This is a genomic window from Gelria sp. Kuro-4 (assembly GCF_019668485.1).
In the GTDB taxonomy this organism is placed as follows: Bacteria; Bacillota; DTU030; order DUMP01; family DUMP01; genus DUMP01.
The window spans coordinates 664,493-687,672 of record NZ_AP024619.1; the positions used below are offsets into that span (position 1 = coordinate 664,493).

Below are 23,180 nucleotides of genomic sequence, written 5' to 3' on the forward strand. Positions count from 1 at the left end.
AAGCTCTTATGAAGCAGCTGATTATCCCTTGTTCATCATCTCAACGACATATTCCGGTCTTTGCCTAATGACACTACCCGGGACACGGTGTGGGGCTGTGGCGCCTTCGTTCCAGATCTCCAAGCCGTCGGTAGTTATTTGCGGTCGGACTCGTATGTTCCGGCCCAAGAGGTGTAATTCCCAGCGACTGTCACCGGTGTCTACTACTTTGTACTTTATGCCCATTACCCTTAGTGCTTCTACCAGTCGTCGTTCTGTCTCCCGTTTCAGTCGCAGTTCGTCAATGGTTTGTGCTGTCAGGAGGGCTTCCAAAGTGGTGGTGATAAAGTCAAACCGGCGCCGCAATGGGTTGGTTATGGGTTTAGGGAGCTCCTGCCAACTATCGGGTAGCAGGCTTATTTTGTAATAAAGCCTTTCCCCATCGCCATGCAGGGGACGCAGCTCAGTAATCTGCGGAAGATCTTTCTCATGGACCACGGTAGTTTCTCCTGTCTGGGCAAACTGTTTAATACACCCATCTGCAAAGAACGCCACGTACTCAAAACCAAGCCTGGCAGCGGAGAACTTGTCAACAGGGATGTGGTAGTAACCTACGCGACGAGCAAACGCCAGACGTTCGGGCCGCTTGTCGCGGCCGAGTGTCCCAACGAGGACCGGGTTGTTCCGATACCGCCTTCCCCAGAAAACATCGTGGTCCCGCGGAAAGATGGCATGGTCCATATGGGCCACGTTGGGCCACTCAAGCAGCTTTCTCAGGAAAGCTTCGACTAAGTCCGTAGCCCCAGGCAAGAAAGGGAGGGCCCCGATGCCCACTTTCTCAAGGCTGCGAAAGAAGTGGTGCTGCACGAATTCACCGCGCCAAGGGAAAAGAATACACGCGCCTAGCGCGTCCCGGGTATACACCTGGGTAGAGGGGTCGCCGGCCAGGAAGGCATCGCGGTATCTGTGCATAGTATTGACGTCCTCTTCCTTTGGCCCCGGTGCACTGTACCTTTTTACATAGTCCGGCGTTGCATCAAGCCTATACTTAGCGTCTAGGATGTAACGATGGTGCCCGCCCGGCGTTTTACGGTCTATCGTTAGTAGCATATCCGGCTGTTGGGGTGTGGTTGGCGATTGAATGTCGGGATAGGCATTGTAACCGAGCTCGATGGTTGCTCCATCCGGTGCCTTATAGGTTACGCAGCTGGCTCTTCCTTTCTTTAGTACTAACGCAACACCCGTGCTCTCAACCCGGATGATGTCTTGCGACTGCAACCGGCAGTAATGCGCCAGGATTTCCCTGAGCCTCAGGAAACACCAGTACTCATAAAGCTCATGAATTGATTTCAGCCCCACCCGCAAAGCCGCGCCCTTTATGTTTAAACCCCGCAGAAGAAGAAGGTGGGCACGAAAAACTTCTCGATACCCGGGACCGAACTGCAAGACCAGGGACGGACTGTAGCCGGGATGCCAGGTTCCTACATTTCTCAAGAATTTCAACTGCAGTAGCCGTTTTATCCTGGTCGCAAACTCGGCCAATACCTCATTCACAGCCGGGTTAGGGTAAGGTGAGCCCTGGTATTTCTGTTCCAGGCGCTTTAGATGCTTGAGGGTTTGTTCCAGGACCCAGCGTACGAAGCGATTTTCGGGAGTATCGTACGTGACCTGCTTTTCGGCGGCGGGGAACTTCCAAGCGGAATCTGGTCGAGAGGGTTTTCCGTTAATTGCTTCCCACTGCTCAGGATGGTGTCTCAACCAGCGCAAAGCTGACTTACCAGGTCGCCGAACTTGGTCTATCCGGCGGAAATGCTCGTTAACCGCTAGAGAATGGTGCGGGTGATTTGCAACCGTGCGAACTGCCACTTCCAGGTCTTTAAGCAAGTATCGCAAGGTAGAGATCCACTCAACATCAGTAGGAGAGTGGCCGCTCTTCTGCGAGGAAACCGGGCGAAAAGTCTTAGTCAAGAAGTTAAAAACCAGGCCTAACACCTCAGAGTAGACTTCCTGAACCATTTGCTCGTAGTCCAAGCGATAATCAATTTTCGTGGGAAAGACCTCGACAGAGATACTGAGCACCTGGCGCTTGTCCCATAAAAAGACGAATTCCGAACTGCCCACTTCACTGCCAAAGTTGATGACGGCTGAGTAAACCTTGCCTTGACGATCCACAGGACGGACAGCAGCTCTTAATAGCGGGTTTTCGTGCCAAACGCCGAACTGGCCGGCCTTTTTTGTTGCTATGATTAGTTCGTAATTCTGTTGCTCAAAAAAGAGCGGTGGGTGCGCTTGCACTGAAAGCTGTTCTCCCAGCTCGCTGTGGTAGATTTCCAGGTGGTTGTACCTACCACGGATAACTGTTTTAGCCACGGCTCCTGCCTGCAAAGCTGGAACATACTGCAACACCTCTTCGGGTTTCGGACCCTTGAGGACGAGATCGAAGCAGTCGGTTTCCACGGTGACAAGGTTGGCACTCATATGCGTTTCACATCCAGTACGATGTGTATCCTTCTTCTTCGAAACGGCGAAGCATAACGCCGATTTTCCGGGCCGTCCTTGGGTAGCGTGCATCTTCGGGGGGTTCGGCGACCTTGGCTACCAGATCGGGATCGTCTTCAGAAACCGTGACACCGGTTGTCCAATTCCACAGACCAACGAGAACCTGCCGAGTGGTGCTTGAACTACCCTGTACCCGAGGAAGAATCTTGCTCTGGAGTTGCATGTCGAAGCTCAGGTCATATTCCAACCCTGCTTCCCGCGCATGCAAAAGGAATAAACAGACCTCATCCCGCACGCGGTAACCAACCTGAAAATAACCTGGTTCGAGGATGGCATTTACCTGCTCAAGAGAAGCGATGGTCTGCTCGAACAAGGCCGGCGCTTGGTCATAGAACTCTGGCAGGCGACAAAACACTGGACGCAGGGGGTGCCAATCCAACGGCTCACTGGCCACCGGCTCCGTGCCAGGACCTGCATGATAGCTTAGATTGACATGGTTAAACTCAAACACGTTAGCCCGATCCAAGACTTTACGGCTGAACGGATGGGTGGTTTCGTCCATGTTGACAGTACCGATAAAAAACACGTTATCGGAAACGTAGACCTTCGACCAAGGAGCTTCTGTAAATTCCGCCAGCACTGGCGGGGTTACAACCTTTCCATGCTGACGGTTACGCTTCTCAATTATGCTTAGGAACTCAGCAAAGTAATGCTCTACTCGGGCCAGGTTCATTTCGTCAAGACAAATAAAGTAGGGCAGGTCCGGGTGAGCGTTGGCATCCCTCAGAATCTCCAACAAAGGGCCCGGCCGAAAGTGACCCTGTAGGTCCCGGTAGCCTAAAAGGTCTGTACTGTCACTCCAATCAGGTCGAACGGCAATTGTATATTCGTGTGCGCCAAACTGGTGCGCCAGCAGCTCAACCAAGCGGGTCTTCCCGGTGCCTGAGATACCGGCCAAGAGCACAAAAGGCTTGCTTTTTAGGGATACACAGAAGGCTGCGAACTCTTCCGGTGGGTAGAAGAACCCCTGCCTCGTAATGCGTTGGTGTGCTTGCGTAATCAGTTGCTCCAAAGGAAGCTCACCTGGCCCTTCCACCTTGTTCGGAGGCAGATCAATGGTAGGAGCAGAGGTCGCAGCGGTGCTTGTTTCGATCGCGTACGCGCGGTACACGCGAAGGAGGGCTTCTAAATCCTTTGCCAGGCTGTCATCCGTGGGTAGAGCTGTACGTTCGTACGCTTTGTAGGCTATGGTTGAATCCACGTATCTGGCACCAGTTCCCTTAACTGCTCCAAGATTGATGTCCCAGTTCAGCTGAAAGCCAGGTAAACTGCGTATGTCTGGACGCTGCCGAAGAGCCTCAGCTCGGCTGCGCAGGGCTGGCTTGGCTTCCTTGGCGCCCAGCTGGTCATACACCTCTGTAACTCCCTGATTAAGAGTCAGGTAGACGCGCGTCATATCGGCTGCAAACAAAAACACCACGTACACGCCGTTCTGCATCGAAGGAGCAACCCGTGAATCTAAAAAGGCGATCCAAGGGATGGTGGCCCAGTTGCCTTGGCCGAGCGAGCCCTTGACTTTTAGCTCGGGATAATTACGCACGGCAGGAAGGGCTTTTAGCTCCTCTTCAATCTGGTGGAGGGTGGTATGCAGTGGATGCTTCCCAAAACTTTGCTCCTGGGCTCCAACATAATTTTGCATTAGGTGTTCTAGTAGCGCCGCTAATCCCACTGTACTCGCCTTCCTAAGGTTGACTCTTTACCTTTTACCAATCATTGTACAATTCTACTTCCCAGTAGGAAAGTCCTGCCCAACTGTTGACGCAGGGCTGAGCGAAAGCCCCATGGCTTACACGCCATCCTGGCCTGGCTGGAGCCGAGCGGCTACCGCGTGGCCGGCCCGGTGCGCGAACACTACCTCCGGAGCCCGGCGGACGTGAGCGACCCGGCGCAGTTCGTCACGGAAATTCAGATACCGGTGGAACGAGCAGAGTAAAAGGCAACCCCTGGGGTGCACTGGGTTTGCACAGTGTCCCCGGGGGTTTTCCTCACTATTTTGTGCTCTCCTGGGCGCAACGGGAGGCAACGACGCCAGGGCGAAGGAGAAAGCGTGGTCAATGTGCCACCCAGGGGCACACAGTCTCAGAGGTTCTGGAACACGGGGCCGTCACGATCACTCGGGTTACCAGCTGGTGGGTGATCCTGGACCCAGTCCTGCGGCGAAAGCGTCTACCTCTTCGAGAAACGTCCGGCTGCTGCTGCAGAGGCTTTTGGCGGCCAGGTGGGCGCGGCCGATTAGGCTGTCCATCTCGGCGCAGATTCCCAGGTATTCGTTGCGGCGGTCGGCGCGGGTCAGGAGGTAGGCGACGTGCTTAATCCTAGACCCATATTGGGTAAGAAACGCCCGCACCGGGCTGCTCATTTTGCCGGCCCACACGGGTGTGCCGACGACGACAAGGTCGTAGGCATCGAGGTCGGCCTTTACCTTGCCGATTTCTGCGCTCTTGCCGGTGAAGGCCTGATATCCACCCTTAAGAAAGCCAAGCGGTCCTTGATGGTTGTTGAGGTCTTGAATCTCCTCCAGGTCAGCACCCACCGCGGCCGCCAGCCTTTCGGCGGCCTTTTTGGTGTGCCCGCTGCGTGAGTAATAGACTACCAAGGTTTTCATTACAACACCTCCCGCCGTGTATGCTCTTCACGCCGGTTTCCACGACTCCCCTAGGCTGCTTACAAGCTCCGCTTGAACGCATTTTACGCACCGCGTCTGAACGGTCTCAAGTTCCAGGGTGCCGACTTTCCTTATCCTGTCGCTAGAGCGTTCCCCAGGATCCGCGTCAACCATCAGTCCCATCCTAGCAGTTTAGAAAGAACATAGCAAGTAAGATAATTTTAACTTGTTGTTAAGCACTACTCAGCCGGTGTGTGCCCACTCAGAGCCTGCCACCACCGCTGTATGGCTGCGTGTACGTGCGCGGCCCCTTCGGGTTGGCCGCGCTCCACCAGCTCTTGGGCGTAAGCTGCAAGGCCATCGGCGCTCAAGAGTCCGCCGGCCGGATCTGCGGTCAGAACGTTCTCGAGCGCCTGCAGATAGAATAGTTCCAGAGCGCGCTGTTCCGACCGAAGGATGTCATTGCCAATGCTTCCAAGCAAGAAATCGACCGACTCTGTTAGCTCCGGTTCTGCAGCGGCGTGGGCCTCCGCCCAAGCCTGTAACGCTTTCTTAACCTCTTCTAGAAAGACCTCATAGCCCCTCTCCCAGACGTTTTCCCGGATAAAGTCCCACAGCTGCAGTTGTAGCCAGTTTTCGGGGCTACCCGGCGAGGCGTTGGCACGGAAGGTTTGTCGGCTGGCCAGGCACATGTCCACCAGGGCGTTGACCACCGCATAGGGGGGTACGGAAAAGGGGATTGTCCTGTCGCTCAGCGCGCCCAGGGCCGGAACAATCTGCTCCCAGCTTCTCTGTGAAAAGTCCGCCTCTAGAGACGGATGGCGCGCCAGGACGTCTACCAGATCCGAGGAGGCTCTTGTGGTGCCTTGGCTCGACCTCCCGTGACCGCAACCAAGCGATGATCTACCTGCTGCTCATCGAGCTTTTCTTTACCTTGTTTGCTGACCAACCCCTCCAAAAGCTCTGTGACAAGCGAGAGCAGTGTGGCCGGGGTGGGGGGCTCTTCCTCGGCGTCAGGCCTAAGCCCAGAGATGAGGCCGAGGGCGGTGCCTTTTTAGAGGAAACAAACCCAGGCCGGGACCTGCGTTTTAGCCTCGTGCGCTTAAAGAAGTTTCTAGAGAGCGAGGCCGCCCCGGAGAGCGGAAAAGACGAAGAGCTGCATCAGGGATTAGTGTCCCACAGACAAAAATCGTTACGGCCGCCACCTCCTACTAGTAGTGCGCGATGGATTCCTGGTAACTTGCACCTTACGCTTAGACCAGCTCTACACCGGTGCCATTTAGAATTTCCTTCCGGATGGCCGCCACGGCGGGTAAGCCGCGCGCTGCCAATAGACGAAACCCCAACTTTTCGGCCAGTGGTGCCAATGCTGCACGGGTGGCGTAGTTTTGTGTCCCTACCAGCCGAGGAATGACGCCGGTCTGTTCTAGGAGGTCGAGAAACCTCGATTGGAGTTGTCGCGGCAAGTCTCCGGACGGCAGCATATCATAGCTGAGGATGAGGCGGCTATGAGCATCGACGCAAAGGAAAATGCGGGGATAGTAAGGTCGGGAGCCCTTTTCCTCTTGAATGGGGATGGGAGCGAGCGAGGCGTCCACCTCCCAAACCGCGTCGACTAGTTTACAGGACGCCTCGACGGCTCGTATCCGTGCCCGGTTTACCGCCAGTTTCATTTCTGCCATGGGGGCCGGGCGCGGACGAAGCAGTTTACTGCTCCAACTCAACCCGCCTTCTTGTCGTTCAGGGACCCGTACCAAGTATTCACCTTCCGCTGTCAAGAGATAGTTCGGGTTCTCCCTGCAGGCGCAGGCCACATCCTGCGCCTGCTTGAGGGCCACAGTCAAGAATTGCGCCTCGGCCTTCTCGAGGAACCAGGGGTGATAGCCGGGCCGGAAACTGCGAAAGCACGGCCACTGCTTCCGACCGCGGAATTTTAGTCCCAAGGCCTTTATCGTCTCCAGATCCTCTTTCGCCAGTTGGTCGCGATCTTCGAAGGAGACGAGCAGGCATCTCTGGTCCAGCCCTCGATCAGGATCTTCTATCCTTCTCTCCTCCTGGTCCAGCAGCCTAAGCAGTGAGGCCAACCCTTCTTCGCCGAGGTAGAAGGCCAGGCCGAAGATATCTTTGCCGGCGCCCAGCACACTGGCGTACCCGATCTCGCCGCTGACTGGGTCTTGCACACCAAAGATGTCGATGTCCGACAGCCAATTCCAGCACGCGAGCCGCTTGAAGTCTTCGGCCGCCTGATAAAGCTCCCTATACTCGTCCAACCCCGGCGCTATGCTCTTCATTTTGCTCCGCTCCTCACATGGTTCTTTTCTGGGGGATGCCTTGCCTTAGTCCAAGGGGTTTTGTTCTGCTGCCATAACAGTTCACCATGCAGGCTTGTTTTCCTTCGCGGCCTTAACCCCGGCCCTGCTCCTCGGCGTCGAGGCTCGTGCCTTTATACCCTTCGCCGCCTTCTCTTGGCTGCAGCCGCTTATCGAGCTGCTTTTTCTGCGCCGGGGAAGCTTTGCGCGGACAAAAAATACACCCAACCCCGACCGCAGATGACGGGGCGGGTGTGTTAGAATCAAGTTGAGCAGCTTGAGCGGGGGTCGCTGCGGAAGCGTCAACTTCTTGTGTAGTGCTTGGCAAAAGGAAAAAGGTATTCGCACACGCCTTCCTCGGTCCACCAGAAAATCACCCGTGCCTGTTTGTTCACTCGGAAGCTATACAGCTTGGGGTACTTTTTCAGCCCTTCGGGACGGGTGACTTTCCCCTCCAGCGCTTCCACGTTTAGACCGGGAGTTGGACGATAGGGCGGCGTAGTCAGGCAGCGCTCAAAGTATTCCCTTTTCTCTTCGATCTGGTCGGCCAGCTTCCGGTTGAACTCACGGATGTTAGCCAACTCCTCATCGTAGGTCGAGGTTCGGCGAAACTTGATCTCCCTGCCCATACTCACACCTGGGGCTTGCTGTACTCGGTGTAGCGCTTTTCCTTAAGGTCTTCCGCCGCCCGGCCCAAGAGGTCTTGGAAACGCTGGCTTTCTTCGGGGGACAGGTGCCAAAAGTCGCCCTCACTACCTTCATCGCCGATTTCAACGGGAATATCAAAATCCCGGGCAATCACCTTGAGCAGCTCGCGCAGCTCTTCCCGGCTTAACCGGTCTTTCTTGATAGCCGTCAGGTGCTTTCTTACCTTGGGGGATGGGAGCATGGGACCACCTCCTCACCCACCATTATAGTGGAGACGTTAGGAACTTACAACCGCAGCCGTCTGCCTATACCTCCTGGCGGGCGATGGTACCGCTGTCGGGCGCGGACCGTTCCCCGGCGCAGAAATTCCTCCTTTCCAGTGAGTCTCGTAGGCGAAAACCGGTCGTTTGCCCGCCGGCCTGCGGAGAAATATGAGAAAAAATAGGATTCCGGCCCTGCGGTGGCCAATACCCTAACAAATCTGAAAGGAGGGTGAAGTTGTGAAGAAGCTCCGGACAATAAACGCGTTCCTGGCCCTGGTGCTCAGTGTTAGCCTGGTTGCTGGTTGCACTCCAAAGGCGCCACCGCCAGCGCAGCCGCCGGCCCAAACCGAGGCCCGGAAACCGGCGGAATCACCAGCGCCACCACCGCTTAAGAATGTTGAAGTCGTAAGTAAGAATGGTATGGTGGCGGCAGCGCACCCGCTGGCGGCCGAAGCCGGTGTGGAGGTACTGAAAAAGGGCGGCAATGCCATTGATGCGGCCGTGGCCACTGCTCTTGCCGTCAGCGTCGTAGAGCCCAACGCCTCTGGCCTTGGCGGTGGAGGCTTCATGCTGATACGGTTTGCCAAGACCGGCGAGACCGTAGTTATCGACTATCGTGAGGTTGCCCCCCAGAAGGCCACCCCCGACATGTATAAGGTGGTTGACGGCAAAGTCGTGGACGATGCCGATCACATCGGGTACAAGGCGGTGGCTGTGCCGGGTTACGTAGCGGGTCTCAGTCTGGCTCTCAAGAAATACGGGACCATGAAGCTTGCCGACGTAATGCAACCGGCTATCAAGTATGCGGAAGAAGGAATCACCGTAACGGCGACTTTGAGCGGTATCATCAAAGACAACTTTGACAAGATCAGCAAGTTCCCGGCTACGGCGAAGATTTACTTAAAAGACGGTCTGCCGTACGAAGCTGGGGACAAGCTGGTAAACAAAGATTATGCCAAGACCCTGCGGCTGATTGCGGCCAAAGGCCCGGATGTGTTTTACAAAGGCGAGATCGCAGACGCCATTGCCAAGGACATGGCCGCGAACGGCGGCCTGATTACCAAGGCCGACTTAGCGGCTTACCAACCGAGCATTAGAAAACCAGTCAGCGGCACCTACCGCGGCTATGAGATAATTTCCTCGCCACCGCCCAGCTCCGGCGGCACACACGTGATTGAGATCCTCAACATGCTGGAAAATTACGATGTAAAGAAACTCGGCCACAACACGCCGGATGCACTGCAGCTTTGGACGGAAGTGATCCGGCGCGTCTTTGCCGATCGGGGCAAATACATGGGCGATCCAGCCGTGGTCAAGGTGCCGCTCGATGGATTGCTGAGTAAGGAGTACGCCAAGGAAAGAGCGAAAGACATCGACCTCAACAAAGCCGGCACCGAGGTGACGGCCGGCGATCCCAGCGCTTACGAGGGGGCGCACACCACCCACCTCTCCGTCATCGATAAAGAAGGCAACATGGTGGCCTTGACCCAGACCATTGAGTGCTTCTTTGGTTCGGGCGTGGTGGTGCCCGGGCTGGGCTTCCTGCTGAACGACGAAATGGACGACTTTGATGTGGAACCTGGCCGGGCGAATTCCCCCGGACCGGGCAAGAAACCACTCTCCAGCATGTCGCCGACCTTGGTTCTCAAGGACGGTAAGCCGTTCCTCAGCGTCGGTTCACCCGGGGGACCGCGTATCATCACTGCGGTGGCTCAGGTTCTGAGCAACATCATCGATCACGGTATGTCGATTCAGGAAGCGATCGAGGCCGCCCGCATCCATGCGGACAACCAGAGCGTTTACGTAGAAGGCCGTATTCCCGAACAGGTCCGGCAGGCCTTGGAAGCCAAGGGCCAGAAGGTTACGGTGAAGAAAGAATACGACCTTTACTTCGGTGGGGCCCAGGGTGTGTTGTTCGATACGGCTAAGGGTGAATTCCACGGCGGCGCCGATCCCCGCCGCGACGGCAAAGCCGTAGGCTACTAAACCAGGAGGAGAATTACTTTGTATGTACGCCGGAAAGCAGTGACTCTTTTCTCCCTGGTGCTTGCCCTCATGCTAGTTGCGGCTGGTTGCAGTTCACCTGCACCGAAGCAAGAGAGCGTACCCGGAGGTAAGGCACCGTCTGCACAGCAAGAGGTGAAGCGATTAAGTGGTCCTATGGCTGAACAGCCGGCCCTTATCACCTCCATCGGTCAGAGTGCGGACGCTCAGATGGTGAAGGCATTGGCCACCAAAGCTGCGCTAAAGTTTGAGTTTAATCCCTTGGCGACGGAAGCACAGATTCCAACTGGCACGAAAACGCTGGTGGCGGTTATCGGCGGCAGTTCCAAGGGTTTAGGCGCTGCGGGAATCAAGGCGGAGGACGAACTGGCGCGCGCCAAAGCGCTGGTCGCGAAGGCGAAAGCGGAGAATCTGAAAGTGGTAGCGCTGCATGTTGGGGGCGAAGCACGCCGCGGCGCTCTTTCGGATGGCTTTATCAAGGAAATCGCCCCGCAGGCGGACCTGCTCATCGTAGTAGAAGAGGGCAACAAGGATGGCCTGTTTACGCAGATTGCAGCTTCAAAGGAGATCCCTTTGGAACTCGTGCCTAATGTCTCGGCCAGCCTAGAACCCTTGAAAAAGGCGTTCAAGTGAAAACGGTAATAGGAAGGGCGCGGGCCAGGAGCCCGCGCCTCTCCGCCGGGGAGGATTGACGAGTGAGCGTTGAGCTGTTGGCGTTTTTACTAATGCTGGCGGTCTTTATCGGATCATCCTTCTGGGCCAAGCTGCCGATCGGCCTGGCTATGGTTGCAGCTGCAATAGCGGGAACGCTCGTTTCCGGGTTTGGTGTTCCAGTTCGACACTTGGTTGAAGGCATGTTCGGCTATCTGGATACGGTTCTCGTTATTGCCACTGCCATGGTTTTCATGAAGGTTGTGCAGGAGTGTGGCGCCCTGCAGTTCATCACCCAAAGTGTCTTTGTGCATGCCTATAAGCACCCGACCATTCTTCTGGTGTTCCTCATGCTGGTCAGCATGTTTCCCGGCATGATCACCGGGTCGTCCACTGCCTCGGTGCTCACCACCGGTGCTATCGTGGCCCCTATCCTACTGTCCATGGGTTTTCCCAAGGTGGATGCGGCGGCCTTTATTGCTATGGCGGCTTTGTTCGGGATGATTGCACCGCCGGTTAATCTCCCTGCCATGATCATCGGTGCCGGCGTCGACATGCCGTACATGGGCTTTACCAAACCGCTTCTCCTGTTAACCATGCCACTCGCTGTTTTCACGGCTCTTTACCTGGGGCTGCGCTTCGTCAACAGTGAACGCATGCGTGAGGTGGCGCTCAGCCTCAGAAACGAACAAGGTGCTACGGGAGTTCGCTCGATCTTACCGCTGGGGGCCCTTCTCTTGCTAATGTTAGTACCTAAATGGATGCCTCACCTGGTCCCCGATCCCGGTCTTCCTCTCACTTTCCTTCTTGCGAGCCTGAGCGGCTTTCTCGCGCAGCCACGGCTCAACTTCACAAAGGTAGCTCTGATCGCCGTGCACGACGCTCTGCCGGTCATGGGCATTCTCATGGGCGTTGGTATGTTCATTCAGGCCATGACCCTTACCGGCGTCCGGGGCTTGATAGTGGTAGGAGTTCTTGGTCTGCCGTCTCTCTTGCTCTATCTGGGGATCGCCCTGGCCATGCCGGCCTTCGGGGCGGTGTCTTCTTTCGGTTCTGCTTCCGTTCTAGGGGTGCCGTTTCTCCTCGCGCTTCTCAGTCAAAACCAGGTCATCACCGGTTCCGCCTTGTCGTTAATTGCTTCCTTGGGTGACCTGGTCCCACCCACGGCTCTGGCAGGTATCTTTGCCGCCCAGGTACTGGAAATGGACAACTACTTTCCTGTGCTCAGAAAATGCATTGTACCTTCTGTCGCCATCGTTCTTGTCGGCCTGGCGGCAATTCTAGGAGCCAACGCGCTGGCCGCATGGATGCTGTAGGGGGTGCGGGCAATGATGATGACGCTGATCTACCGTGTTATCCTCGGCGGGGTACTCTTGGCCACGGTCATCAACATGCTGCGCGAGAAAGACCTTAAGCTTCAGGCCAATGGAGCGCTGGTGATCATTCCTTTGGTTCTGCGCCTCCTGATGATCAAGTGAGGAAGGGATGTTGACGTGCGGCTCAAAGGTTCAAAGCTGACAGCTCTTGGCTTCCTGGTATTAGCCGGATTTGTGATCCTTAACAGCGGTTTCACGTTCCGGGAGATGTTTCGCCCAGAGCCCATTGTGCCAGGCCCTGGTGTTACCGAGGTGAAGCATCTGAGCGATTACTTTCCGGGTCTCAAAGGCACGGCCGGCGATACCGAGGTGTACGTTTTGGCCGGGAAAGAAGCGGGCGGAACGGCACTGGTGTTGGGCGGTACGCATCCGAATGAACCGGCCGGTTTTCTAGCAGCCGTTCTCTTGATTGAAAACGCGGTACCATCCCGGGGCCGCTTGCTCGTTATCCCCCGCGCCAACAACAGCGGCTTTACCCATACCGACCCGCAGGAAGGGACCCCCCAGAAGTTTACCATAAAGACGCCCTCCGGCGAGCGTTGGTTCCGCTTCGGATCGCGGGCGACAAACCCGGTGGACCAGTGGCCGGACCCCGATATCTATATTCATGCGGCTTCGGGGCAGAGGCTCTCCGGCAGCGAGGTGCGGAATCTAAACCGCGCCTATCCCGGCCGCCCGGATGGCAATCTGACCGAAAAAGTGGCTTACGGCATCGTCCAGCTTATCAAGGTGGAAAAGGTGGATCTCACCATCGACCTGCACGAGGCTTCCCCGGAATACCCGGTTATCCATGCCACGGTGGCCCATGATCGCGCCATGCCCATGGCGGCGGAGGTGACCATGAACCTGCAGGTGGAAGGAATAGAGATGGGACTGGAACCCTCACCGGTGAACTTCCACGGCCTTAGTCACCGGGAACTAGGCGATTATACGGACACGCTGGCTATCCTCATGGAGTCGGCCAACCCCTCCCAGGGGCGTTTGCGGGGGCGCACCGACGAAGCCTTGGTGGTCAAGGGGCAGGACAAGGAGTACGTTCAGGCGGCCAAGCTGGGGCGGCTTTTCGTTCCCTTTGATGAGAAGGGACACCCACTGGAAGAACGGGTGGGCCGCCACACGACCGCTGTGGCTGCTTACCTGGAGGCGCTGGGTCGGTACAAGCCGGGGGCGGACATGGCCGTCGAGGGTATCCCTAAACTGCCGGAGCTCATGGCGGAAGGTGTGGGTGCCTTTCTCAAGCCGGTGAGATAATGACTGGCCGGGCGAAGATACGCTGGCTACTGGTCTGCCTGGGTCTCGGTATACTGCTCGGTATCGGTGGCATGGCTGAGGTGGGCACGCCCGTTGCCCCGGTGACCAGAGAAGTCATCGGCACGGGCAAGTACCAAACACAGGCCTACGTCTTCACAGGTGCTGGGCCGGGGCCGACGGTTTTAGTGGTGGGTGGCGTCCACGGCAACGAGCCGGCAGGGCACCTGGCCGCGCTCAGGCTGGCGAAAAGACGCTGGCGGCTGGCGCGCGGGCGGCTGATCATTGTGCCTGCTGCCAACGCACCCGCGCTTAAACTGGGCTTACGCGCGGTGCCCTACGAAGGCGATCTTAACCGCAGCTTCAGCGCCGGAGCGAACGGGCAGGGGGCGGGGGCGTTGGCGTGCGCTCTCCTTGCGGCGGTGGAGAGTTGGCACGTGGCCGCCGCAGTAGACCTGCACGAGGGGCGCGACTACGCAGCACACGCGGAGGAGAGTGTAGGCCGGTCGGTGATCATCTATCCCAATGATGCCTCGGCAACCCTCGCCTTGGCTGTTCTAGAAGCCCTGAACGCGCCGCCCGGCACGGGAGCTGCGTTTACTCCATTGGGTCCTCCGGTCCAGGGTTCCCTGACCGCGGCGCTAGGTGCTGAAGGTGCCGCGGCCCTTATTATCGAAACGAGCGAACGCGATCCCCTGGAACAAAGAGTAAAAGAACACTGTTTGGCGGTTGAACAAGCTCTTCAAACCCTGGGACTACTGCAGTAAGTAGAAGGGATATCCATCATTTTGCCGAATCATTGCGAGAGAGTCTGATGGGTGGAGGCAGGGGTATGCTTGTCCTTGCCGGCATGTTCCTTGGTTTTATTATGCTCGGCATTGGGGAGAAGAAGCGTCACCGGCGCAATCTGTCCCTGATCCCGGTACGAGTGCATGTTAACGGAACGCGCGGCAAATCCACCGTTACCCGGTTGATCGCCGCGGGACTGCGAGCGGGCGGGCGCCGGGTGGTAGCTAAGACCACTGGCACCGCCGCACGCCTGATTCTCCCGGATGGGAGCGAAAAGGCTGTTGCCCGGCGGGGACCAGCTAATATCCGGGAACAGCTGGCGGTGGTGGCGGAAGCAGCCCGGCTGGGAGCCGATACGCTGGTGGTGGAGTGCATGGCCGTGCAACCGGAGTTGCAGCGGGTGAGCGAGGCGGAATTCATGCGGGCAACCGTTGGCGTTATCACCAATGTTCGCCCGGACCATTTAGATGTCATGGGGCCGAGGCTGAGCGACGTGGCGCGCAACCTGGCGCGAACTATCCCCACCGGGTCGACCGTATTCACGGCGGAAGGGGAAGCGGACATGCTGAGCATCCTGGAGCGCGAAGCGCACCGGCGAGGGAGCACGCTGGTAGCTGTTCCTTCCGGCACCGCACCGGCCGGCTTTGTCCGTGATTTCGCGTATCGCATGTTTCCGGACAACCTGGCCCTGGCGCTGGCTGTCTGCCAGCATCTGGGTGTGCCGCCCGCGGTTGCGTACCAGGGTATGTGTGCGGCCCAGCCCGATCCAGGGGTACTGCGCGTTTTCCGCTGGCCGGCCAAGGACCGTTCCTGGCTGTGTGTTAACGCCTTCGCAGCCAACGATCCCGTTTCCACGGCCGCTGTCTTGTCCACGCTGCCACCGGCGTCGGGGCCGCTGGTTTATCTTGTCAACCTGCGGCCGGACCGGCCGCAGCGTACCCTGCAGTACGCGACCCTCGTAGGCGGAGCCGAGGTTGATCAGGTGGTGGTGCTGGGGGCCCAGCGCAAGCTCTTTGCCCGTCTGGCCGTCTGGCGGGGCGTCGCCCCGGAACGCCTGCTCCTACCGCCGCAGCGCAGCGCGGCCGACGTCATGGCGGCACTCTGTCCCGGCCCGGGGACGCTGGTGGGTATCGGTAACATCGCGGGCTTAGGGCAGGAACTGGTCGAACTGTGGGAGCGGGAGGGGGAGGTACTGCATGGAAGTCACCTTTGGCTTGGGGGTGCTCCTCAGTTTAGCCGCGCATGAGCTTCTGAACGTAAGTCCCGGCGGAATCATTGTCCCGGGGTACTTGGCGCTCTACCTCACCCAACCGGCGCGGCTCGGGGGGACGTTCTTGGTGAGCCTGGCCACCCTCGGTGTTGTCAAGCTCTTGAGTAACGCAATCATCCTGTACGGCCGGCGCAAGTTCGCCTGCTACGTGGTTGTGGGACTCATCCTCACCTGGGTGCTCGCAGCCTTACACCTCAATCTGGCCGGTCCCTGGCGGGCACTGGGTTATGTTATCCCGGGCCTGATCGCGCGCGATATGGAGCGACAAGGGGTTCTGGCCACGGTGGCTGCCGCGTTGCTGGTTGCTTGCTTGGTGTATACTTTTTCCCTGGCGCTACGAGGTTGAGCGTATGTTGATACAGCTCTCGAAGCGTTATCTTGCAGTCCTTACGGCCGCGGCCCTGCTGGCGTATGTACTGGTGTGGGCCTACACCTGCCGGCCGGTCCGACGCCCGCACCCGGCCCATGCTGCCATGCTGGAAGCGGCGGGCACCATGAAGCGGGCCGCGCAACAAGTGGCCCTGGAACGCCGCCGAAGCGGTTGGCGGCCCGGTCCGGAAGATCCGAACGCCACGGGTTTAATCGGCGCGGAGACCAGTGTCATCACGACCACCCTGGGGAACCTGAGCGCCAAGCGGACTGCCACCAATCCGAACTTTGCCGCCCTCATCGTGCGTTTGCTCTGGGAGGCGGGCGTCCGGCCCGGGGATACGGTGGCGGCTTCTTTTTCCGGGTCTTTTCCTGGTCTTAACATCGCCACCATGGCGGCTGGACAGGCACTGCGCCTAAGGCTCATTGTTATCTCCTCGGTCGGGGCCTCTTCCTGGGGGGCCAACCTGCCCACCTTGACGTGGCCGGATCTGGAGCGCCTGCTCATCCGCGCCCACGTATTGGCGGACGTACCGACGGCTGTTACCTTAGGGGGCGGCGAAGACCTAGGCCATGGATTTTCCGCAGCCGGCCTGGCAGCTGCCCAGGCCGCGGCCAGGCGCAGCGGGTTTCCTCTGCTGAAGGCAAACAGCTGGCCCGAGCAGCTGCAGACACGCCTGGATTTTTACACGCACGCCGCCGGCAGGCAACCGATCAAGGCGTATGTTAACGTGGGCGGTAATGCGGCCAGCCTCGGCGTTTATCCGGCCAGCGAGCGTATTGCCGGCGGGCTGAACCCAGGCGGCGTTTTATTGGGGTTACCTAAGGCAGGAGAGGGGAATGCTCACACTTTTTTGCGCCGCGGGGTGCCGGTGCTGAACCTCCTCGATGTACGAAGCCTTGCCCTGCGCTATGGTCTGCCCGTTGACCCGGTGCCCTTGCCCGAACCGGGGCAGGGCGGTATTTACGAGCGCGCGGTTCCGGTCGCGCTGCGCTGGGCCGGTGTGCTGCTGCTGAGTTTCTTGACCGGTGTGGTGGCTTGGGTGGGTGCAAAGGAGGCTGCGCGGTGAACAAGCGACGCCTGTTCCTGGGCGCAGCGCTTATTGTGCTCGGCATTCTTGGCCCGACACTGCTGCCCATCCATCTTTTCGGCATTATTCCGGACCTCTATCGGGCCATAGAGACAGCCCACCAGGGGTTGCTCATTCTCGTCGCGGCCAAGCTGGTTCTCATCAACACGCTGCGCGGCGTACCCCACTACCTGGGTACTTTTCTGGTCGCGGACGAGCTTTACGTTCTGGGCGGGCGATACGGTAGCCTGTTCAGCGCAGCCGCCCCACTCATCATTCTTCCTTTCGTCTATCACAGCATTTACCTACTTCATGGTGTAACTTATGACCTCGGTACCCCGGCGGTGGTCACCATTGTGGGAATGCTGCTTCTCAGCGCCATGCGTCGCGACGTCCCAGGAATTATGAACCGCGCGCTGATCGTGTTGCTGGTTCTTTTTGGTGTGCAGTGGCTGGACGTCATGCCGGCGTTCGACAGCTTCCGTTCAGGCCGCGGTGAGATCTCCCACGAAATAAAGGCCGTGGCGGATTTCCTCGGCTCGCAGGAAGTCCTCAACTTTCTGGGCTGCACCTTTCTTGTCGTCATCTTGACCATGGCTTTTCTGTTGGTGCAACTTCTTGTGGCCCACCACCGGGAAATCGAGCGGGAGCGCTTGGATCGCGAGCGCGAGCGGGAACTGGAACGGATGCGCATCGCAGCACTAGAGGCCAAAAGCCTGCGCGAAATCCAAAGTCTGGTGCACGACCTAAAGACACCGCTGACGGCTATCCAAGGACTGAGCAGTGTCCTTGAACTCACCTGGGCCGCCGGAGAAAGAGGAACGGACCTTGGGGCGGTCTTCGCCCGCATGAATAAGGCCATCGATGCCATGAACAACATGGTTTCCGATCTGTTGGTGGAAAAGCGTCGTCAACCTCTGGAGGTTGAGGAGCTGCTCAAGTACGTAATTGCACAGGTGTCGACCCAGCAGGGGGCGTGTACAATTGAGCTCAAGGTGGAGCCTGGCCTGCCCAGAGTGGCAGGGAACCGGATCCGCCTGGCGCGTGCTCTGGCTAACCTTTTGGAAAATTCGCTGCAGGCCGTGCCCCAGGGCGAAGGCCGGATAACAATTCGGGCGCTCTCAAAGCCTGGCGGCGGTGTGCGGATAAGTATTACGGACAACGGCAGCGGCTTAGGCGAGCCCGACCAGGATCGTGTGTTTGCGCCGGGCTTCAGCACCAAAGGCTCCACAGGGTTGGGCCTTCCGTTTGCTCGTGAAGTCATCGAGACTCATGGCGGATACCTGACTTTGAGCTGCAACGCCGGAAAGGGAACGACAGCAATAGTTGACCTTCCGGGGGTGAAAGAGAGTGCCGGTGCACATTCTGGTGATTGACGACGATGAAAACATTTGCTTCACCATAGGGGCTATCGGCGCATATGCCGGTTGGCTTGTCAAGGCTTGTGCTGATGTAGCCGGTGGGCTAAGAATCCTGCGTGATTTTCGCGCCGATCTCATCTTGCTCGATTATCACCTTCCTTTTCAGAACGGGCTGGCAGCCTTGCCTGAGATACACCGTGCGGCTCCCGACGTTCCGGTGGTGGTCCTTACAGTGGAAGAAGACCAGACGCTGGCGGAGCAGTTTCACCGCCAGGGAGCGGCGGACTACGCCCTGAAACCCATCAAGGCGCCAGACCTGATCTCGCGGGTGAACCTCAACCTCGAGGTGGCCCGCCTGAAACAAAAGGTCCAGAGCAGCGTGAAACCCTACGTGGAAAAAGGTATGAACCAGGAAACGCTCGACCTGCTGGTCGCCTTTGCCCGGACCCGACCGTCGTTCTTTGCCATTGATGAGGCGGCCCAAGCCTTGCACCTGGGTTATTCCACCACGCATCGCTACCTCAGCTACTTGGAGCAGAGTGGTGTTCTGCACGTGCGTTACAACTATGGGAAACAAGGCCGGCCGCGCAAGGAGTACGCACTTGTTGGCAAGAACTGAGGTGCAAATACCGAGGAGGCAGCCCGGCCGCCTCCTCGGCTGTGCTTACAGCATCACCGCGACATCGAGGACAGCGATGCGGCGGAGCATCAGGAGGGGAGAAGCGCCTGGAAGAGGAGCGGCCCCCAAAGTGGTGCCTGCCCCCGGGATTCTCCCCGGAGGCAGGCACCTTGTTCAATAGCTGGTTTTGTAAGAGTGCCCACTGAAAAGGCCGGGCGCTACATCATCACCGGCACCTCGGGGACACCGATGCGGCGGAGCACCATGTACTCCTGCTCGCTCATCTGTCGGATCACCATCTCGTCGTCGTAATATTCATAGGGGTTGTAATCGGCCGCGAAAAAGCGGCGGCCGCCGGGGATAAAGCCTACGAAGAAACCGGGTGCGATCCGGAATATAAAAAAGAAGCCGAACCTTCTCCGGGCGAACTGCTGCGCTTCCGGGACGTCAGGCACGGTACCAGCCTCCTTTCTTCGTCAGGCGCCACAGGCATTACTATTGTATGAACCGGGCAAGAAGTTGGTTACACAGGAACTTACCGGCCTTGTTCAGGGCGACCGGAGCTGAAAAGGTAAGGTCCGTGACGCGGCTCGGTGCTGCACGCGTTTGCAGCAACGGCTGTCCCGGACTTCCGGGGTGAGAGTGGAGAGGTGTTTTTTTTCTTCCTCGTCTGGTATAATAGGGCTTAGCTTGGGCACCCCCCGGCCGGGGGCCGGCCGGGACCGATTCCAGCCCTCGGAGGTGGTCGGAGTGGATGTGTGGTTTTATGAAGAACACAAGCAGAACCTACGCCTGAACTACCGGGTGAAAAGGGTACTCGCTCACAAAAAGACAGACTACCAAGAACTGGTGGTGGTTGAGACAGAAAACTACGGGCGCACCCTGGTGCTGGACGGCGCCGTGCAGCTTACCGTGCGCGATGAGTTCATTTACCATGAGATGATCGCCCACGTTCCGCTTTTTACGCATCCCGACCCGCAAAAGGTGCTCGTGATCGGGGGCGGCGACGGCGGTACCGTGCGCGAGACGTTGAAACATAAGGAAGTGAACGAGGTCCATCTGGTGGAGATCGACCCGGAAGTGGTGGCGGCGGCGCGGGAATACTTCCCGGAAACCAGTGCGGGCCTCAGCGACAAACGGGTGCATGTCCATTACGCGGACGGCATAAGGTTTGTGGCCGAGCAGGAAGGAGCCTTTGATGTGATCATTGTGGACTCCTCCGACCCGGTCGGCCCGGCGGAGGGGCTGTTTGGGAAGCAATTCTACGCCGACGTGGCCCGGGCGCTGAAACCGGACGGGCTTTTTGTGGCGCAGACGGAGTCGCCCTGGGCGAACCAGGACATCCTGCCGCGCATTTACGCCGGGATCCGCGCCACCTTCCCCATTGCGCGTCTCTACCTGGCCACCGTTCCCACCTACCCGGGGTGGCTGTGGAGCTTTACCCTGGGCTCTAAAAAGCACGACCCGCTCACCGTCGATCCCGCCCGCATTCCGGACCTGGGCTGCCGTTACTACACCCCCGAGCTGCACCGCGCCGCCTTTACCCTGCCCCGGTTTGTCGGCGACCTCCTGGAAAAACCTGCTGACCCGTTCGCCTAGGAAACGCAGCCATGGTAGAGAAAGCAGCAGGACTTGTTACAGCCAGCCCCCGTTTTCTCGCGGCGGGCGCCGACCCGGCCCCGGCGCGCGTGGTGCTCCTCGGTGCTCCGCTCGACGTTACGGTGAGTTACCGCCCCGGCACGCGCCGCGGCCCAGCGGCTATCCGCCAGGCCTCTTGGGATCTGGAGGAGTTCAGCCTTTACCAAGAGCGCGATCTAAGTACAGTGCCCTTTGCCGACCTGGGCGACCTGGCCCTGCCCGCCGGCGGCGTGGGACGCGCCCTGGAGCGCATCGGCGCGGCGCTGAGCGAGCTTGTGCGGCAGGAAAAAATCCCGTTTGTTCTAGGCGGTGAGCACCTGCTCACCCTGCCGGCGGTGCGCGCCCTGGCGGCCCGGTACCCGGACCTTACGGTCCTGCAGTTCGACGCCCACGCCGACCTGCGGCCGGAATACGAGGGGGAAGAGCTGTCGCACGCCACCGTCATGCGGCAGATCGCCGCCTTTCTCCCGCCGGAGCGCTTGTATCAGTTCGGCATTCGCTCTGCCACGCGGGAGGAGCTCAAGTATGCGCGCACCCATACGCATTTTTTCCCCGGCGACCTGGCCGACCCGCTCCACCGGGTGCGTGCCGAGCTCAACGGGCGGCCGCTCTACCTTACAATTGATCTGGACGTGTTTGACCCGGCCTTCGCGCCCGGTGTCGGGACCCCCGAACCCGGCGGCATCGGCGTGCGCGAGGCTTTGGCGGCCCTCAGCCTGCTTAAGGGCCTGCACTTGGTAGGGGTGGACATCGTTGAGGCCTGCCCGCCCTTCGACCCGAGCGAGCGTACGGCCGCCCTGGCCGCCCTGCTGGTGCGGGAGCTGCTCCTTTTCTGGGCCGCCTGAATCTCCACCGACAAAAATCGGCTCCCTCCTCCCGAACGCTGTGCCTGCTGTCACATAATGGCAGGAAAATCATCCCTTGCTTGAGCAGGAATATACTGGGCCGCGTCGAAGATACTTAATCACAAGTTGTCAGTTACAAGATGGTTAACGGAGGTGGTGCGGTGCCCTGGAGACGAAAAGCTCAAACGGTGCTGGGACGTCTGAAGCAGCAGGTGAAACTGCCGGCGGCAGTGCCGGGCGTGCGCCTGCGCGGGCGCCGGCGCCTGGCGGCGGGGGCCGCCCTTGTCCTGCTCCTTGCTGCGTTTGCCACCGCCCTGCCCCTGACGCAGAAAGCCTGGGCGGTGAGCGTGGACGGCCAGGTAATCGGCTGGACGGGTGACCGGGAGGCTACGGCCGCCGCGGTGAACGAGATCCTGGCGCGCGATGGGGCCGGGCCGGGGGCGGCGGCGCGGGTGAGTTACAGCCCGGTGCCGCGCTACAAGGTGAAGCTGACCCCCACAGAAGACATGAAAGAAAAGCTGGCCTGCTCCCTCCTCAAGCTGCGCGAAGCCTGGCAGATTTCCGTGGCCGGGCGGCCGGTGGTGGCCGTGGGCAGTGAGGAGGAAGCGCGCGCTGTTGTAACCAGGGTGAAGGCCGCCTTTCCGCCCGCGCCGGGCGCAGTGCTTAAGAAGGTCGCGCTCAAAGAAGACGTAACCTTTACCCCGCAGCTGATAAAAGCCGATCAGGTGCGCAGCGTTGAGGAAGCCGCGGCCTATCTGCTGCGCGGGACGGACGAAACCCGCGTCTACGAAGTGAAGGCCGGGGATTCGCTCTGGAGCATCGCCCGGGCGCACGACCTGCACGTGGCCGATCTGCAGCAGGCCAACCCCGGCGTGACCGAGCGGTTGCAGCTGGGACAGAAGCTCAATCTGGTGGTGCCCAGGCCGTACGTCACCGTGGTTACCCAGGAAGAGAAAACCGTATCCGAGGCCATCCCTTTCGCCGTAGAAACGGTGAAGGACAGCAGCCTCTACACGTATGAAAAGAAGGTCAAGACGCCCGGAGAGGCGGGCAGTAAAAAGGTGACCTACGCCCTGGTACGGGAAAACGGGCAGGTGCGCCAAGAACAGGTCGTAACCGCTGTGGTGGAAAAAGAGCCCGTGACGCAGGTGGTGGCGGTGGGGACGCGTGAGCCGGCCGTCGTCGGCACAGGCCGTTACATCTGGCCGCTCAGCCGTGGCGGCGGCGTGGTTACGTCCCGCTTCGGGCAGCGCGGAGGCGAGTTTCACCAAGGAGTTGATATTGCCGCCCCAACCGGTACACCGGTGCTGGCGGCCGACAGCGGTGTGGTCAGCCTGGCCGGGTGGAACGGTGGGTACGGCAAGTGCATCATCATCACGCACGGCAATGGCAGCGCCACCCTGTACGGTCACCTTTCCCAGATCTTTGTCCGGGAGGGCCAGAAGGTGACCAAAGGCAAGACCATCGGCCTGGTTGGTTCCACCGGCCGGAGTACGGGGTCCCACCTGCACTTTGAAACCATGCAGGGCGGGGCGAAAAAGAACCCGCTCGCGTACTTTAAGCACCAATAGGCGCAT

The 23,180-nt window shown here is 59.0% G+C and carries 23 protein-coding genes; 15 read left to right on the top strand and 8 right to left on the bottom strand.

Annotated features, from left to right (window positions below):
• Positions 1-21: 21 nt before the first annotated feature.
• On the bottom strand, positions 22-2,457 hold the full coding sequence (locus K5554_RS03475) for a DUF2357 domain-containing protein (RefSeq protein ID WP_221039753.1): 2,436 nt from the start codon (positions 2,455-2,457) through the stop codon (positions 22-24).
• Positions 2,458-2,464: 7 nt separating this feature from the next.
• The gene (locus K5554_RS03480) at positions 2,465-4,207 is read right to left on the bottom strand and encodes an MrcB family domain-containing protein (RefSeq protein ID WP_221039754.1); all 1,743 of its coding nucleotides are present in this window, start codon (positions 4,205-4,207) and stop codon (positions 2,465-2,467) included.
• A gap of 129 nt (positions 4,208-4,336) precedes the next feature.
• Between K5554_RS03480 and K5554_RS03485 the strand changes: the two genes are divergently transcribed.
• The gene (locus K5554_RS03485) at positions 4,337-4,471 is read left to right on the top strand and encodes a GyrI-like domain-containing protein (protein ID WP_255565576.1); all 135 of its coding nucleotides are present in this window, start codon (positions 4,337-4,339) and stop codon (positions 4,469-4,471) included.
• Positions 4,472-4,657: 186 nt separating this feature from the next.
• Here K5554_RS03485 and K5554_RS03490 read toward each other — a convergent pair whose 3' ends face one another.
• The 5 genes from K5554_RS03490 to K5554_RS03510 all read right to left on the bottom strand — a co-directional run bounded on the left by K5554_RS03490 (position 4,658) and on the right by K5554_RS03510 (position 8,341).
• On the bottom strand, positions 4,658-5,143 hold the full coding sequence (locus K5554_RS03490) for an NAD(P)H-dependent oxidoreductase (protein WP_221039756.1): 486 nt from the start codon (positions 5,141-5,143) through the stop codon (positions 4,658-4,660).
• A 239-nt stretch (positions 5,144-5,382) separates the two neighbouring features.
• Positions 5,383-5,841, bottom strand: coding sequence for a hypothetical protein (locus K5554_RS03495; protein ID WP_221039757.1), 459 nt, complete (start codon positions 5,839-5,841; stop codon positions 5,383-5,385).
• 555 nt (positions 5,842-6,396) lie between these two features.
• Entirely contained in the window at positions 6,397-7,434 is a 1,038-nt protein-coding gene (locus K5554_RS03500) for a hypothetical protein (RefSeq protein ID WP_221039758.1), read from the bottom strand.
• Between the two features lie 320 nt (positions 7,435-7,754).
• On the bottom strand, positions 7,755-8,087 hold the full coding sequence (locus tag K5554_RS03505; protein WP_221039759.1) for a type II toxin-antitoxin system RelE/ParE family toxin: 333 nt from the start codon (positions 8,085-8,087) through the stop codon (positions 7,755-7,757).
• On the bottom strand, positions 8,084-8,341 hold the full coding sequence (locus K5554_RS03510; protein WP_221039760.1) for a hypothetical protein: 258 nt from the start codon (positions 8,339-8,341) through the stop codon (positions 8,084-8,086). The genes K5554_RS03505 and K5554_RS03510 overlap by 4 nt, the downstream gene beginning before the upstream one ends.
• Positions 8,342-8,600: 259 nt before the next feature.
• Here K5554_RS03510 and ggt point away from each other — a divergent pair, with 259 nt between their 5' ends.
• From ggt to K5554_RS03565, 11 genes are all read left to right on the top strand, one after another.
• Positions 8,601-10,349 carry a gamma-glutamyltransferase gene (ggt, locus tag K5554_RS03515; RefSeq protein ID WP_221039761.1) on the top strand — a complete coding sequence of 583 codons (1,749 nt, stop codon included), beginning with the start codon at positions 8,601-8,603 and terminating at the stop codon, positions 10,347-10,349.
• A gap of 18 nt (positions 10,350-10,367) precedes the next feature.
• Positions 10,368-11,000, top strand: a complete 633-nt coding sequence (locus K5554_RS03520) for a DUF6305 family protein (protein ID WP_221039762.1) — start codon at positions 10,368-10,370, stop codon at positions 10,998-11,000.
• Positions 11,001-11,062: 62 nt separating this feature from the next.
• Positions 11,063-12,334 carry a TRAP transporter large permease subunit gene (locus K5554_RS03525; RefSeq protein WP_221039763.1) on the top strand — a complete coding sequence of 424 codons (1,272 nt, stop codon included), beginning with the start codon at positions 11,063-11,065 and terminating at the stop codon, positions 12,332-12,334.
• Between the two features lie 12 nt (positions 12,335-12,346).
• The gene (locus tag K5554_RS03530) at positions 12,347-12,496 is read left to right on the top strand and encodes a hypothetical protein (RefSeq protein WP_221039764.1); all 150 of its coding nucleotides are present in this window, start codon (positions 12,347-12,349) and stop codon (positions 12,494-12,496) included.
• Between the two features lie 150 nt (positions 12,497-12,646).
• A complete protein-coding gene (locus K5554_RS03535; RefSeq protein ID WP_221039765.1) occupies positions 12,647-13,645 on the top strand; it encodes a succinylglutamate desuccinylase/aspartoacylase family protein in 999 nt (332 codons plus the stop codon).
• A complete protein-coding gene (locus K5554_RS03540; RefSeq protein WP_221039766.1) occupies positions 13,645-14,409 on the top strand; it encodes a succinylglutamate desuccinylase/aspartoacylase family protein in 765 nt (254 codons plus the stop codon). Before K5554_RS03535 ends, K5554_RS03540 begins: the two co-directional genes overlap by 1 nt.
• Positions 14,410-14,474: 65 nt before the next feature.
• Positions 14,475-15,677, top strand: coding sequence for a poly-gamma-glutamate synthase PgsB (gene pgsB / locus K5554_RS03545; RefSeq protein ID WP_221039767.1), 1,203 nt, complete (start codon positions 14,475-14,477; stop codon positions 15,675-15,677).
• The gene (gene pgsC, locus K5554_RS03550; RefSeq protein ID WP_221039768.1) at positions 15,628-16,047 is read left to right on the top strand and encodes a poly-gamma-glutamate biosynthesis protein PgsC; all 420 of its coding nucleotides are present in this window, start codon (positions 15,628-15,630) and stop codon (positions 16,045-16,047) included. Before pgsB ends, pgsC begins: the two co-directional genes overlap by 50 nt.
• Positions 16,048-16,051: 4 nt before the next feature.
• Complete coding sequence (gene pgsW / locus K5554_RS03555) at positions 16,052-17,140, top strand: poly-gamma-glutamate system protein (RefSeq protein WP_221039769.1); 1,089 nt, start codon at positions 16,052-16,054, stop codon at positions 17,138-17,140.
• On the top strand, positions 17,137-18,516 hold the full coding sequence (locus K5554_RS03560; RefSeq protein WP_221039770.1) for a HAMP domain-containing sensor histidine kinase: 1,380 nt from the start codon (positions 17,137-17,139) through the stop codon (positions 18,514-18,516). Before pgsW ends, K5554_RS03560 begins: the two co-directional genes overlap by 4 nt.
• Positions 18,491-19,120, top strand: coding sequence for a response regulator (locus K5554_RS03565; RefSeq protein ID WP_221039771.1), 630 nt, complete (start codon positions 18,491-18,493; stop codon positions 19,118-19,120). The genes K5554_RS03560 and K5554_RS03565 overlap by 26 nt, the downstream gene beginning before the upstream one ends.
• Positions 19,121-19,338: 218 nt before the next feature.
• Here K5554_RS03565 and K5554_RS03570 read toward each other — a convergent pair whose 3' ends face one another.
• Positions 19,339-19,575, bottom strand: a complete 237-nt coding sequence (locus tag K5554_RS03570; RefSeq protein WP_221039772.1) for a hypothetical protein — start codon at positions 19,573-19,575, stop codon at positions 19,339-19,341.
• A gap of 295 nt (positions 19,576-19,870) precedes the next feature.
• Here K5554_RS03570 and speE point away from each other — a divergent pair, with 295 nt between their 5' ends.
• The 3 genes from speE (at position 19,871) to K5554_RS03585 (ending at position 23,174) form a co-directional block, all read left to right on the top strand.
• Positions 19,871-20,719, top strand: a complete 849-nt coding sequence (gene speE / locus K5554_RS03575) for a polyamine aminopropyltransferase (RefSeq protein WP_221039773.1) — start codon at positions 19,871-19,873, stop codon at positions 20,717-20,719.
• An 11-nt stretch (positions 20,720-20,730) separates the two neighbouring features.
• Positions 20,731-21,603, top strand: coding sequence for an agmatinase (gene speB / locus K5554_RS03580; protein WP_221039774.1), 873 nt, complete (start codon positions 20,731-20,733; stop codon positions 21,601-21,603).
• Positions 21,604-21,764: 161 nt separating this feature from the next.
• Complete coding sequence (locus K5554_RS03585; protein ID WP_221039775.1) at positions 21,765-23,174, top strand: M23 family metallopeptidase; 1,410 nt, start codon at positions 21,765-21,767, stop codon at positions 23,172-23,174.
• The last annotated feature ends 6 nt before the right edge of the window (positions 23,175-23,180 follow it).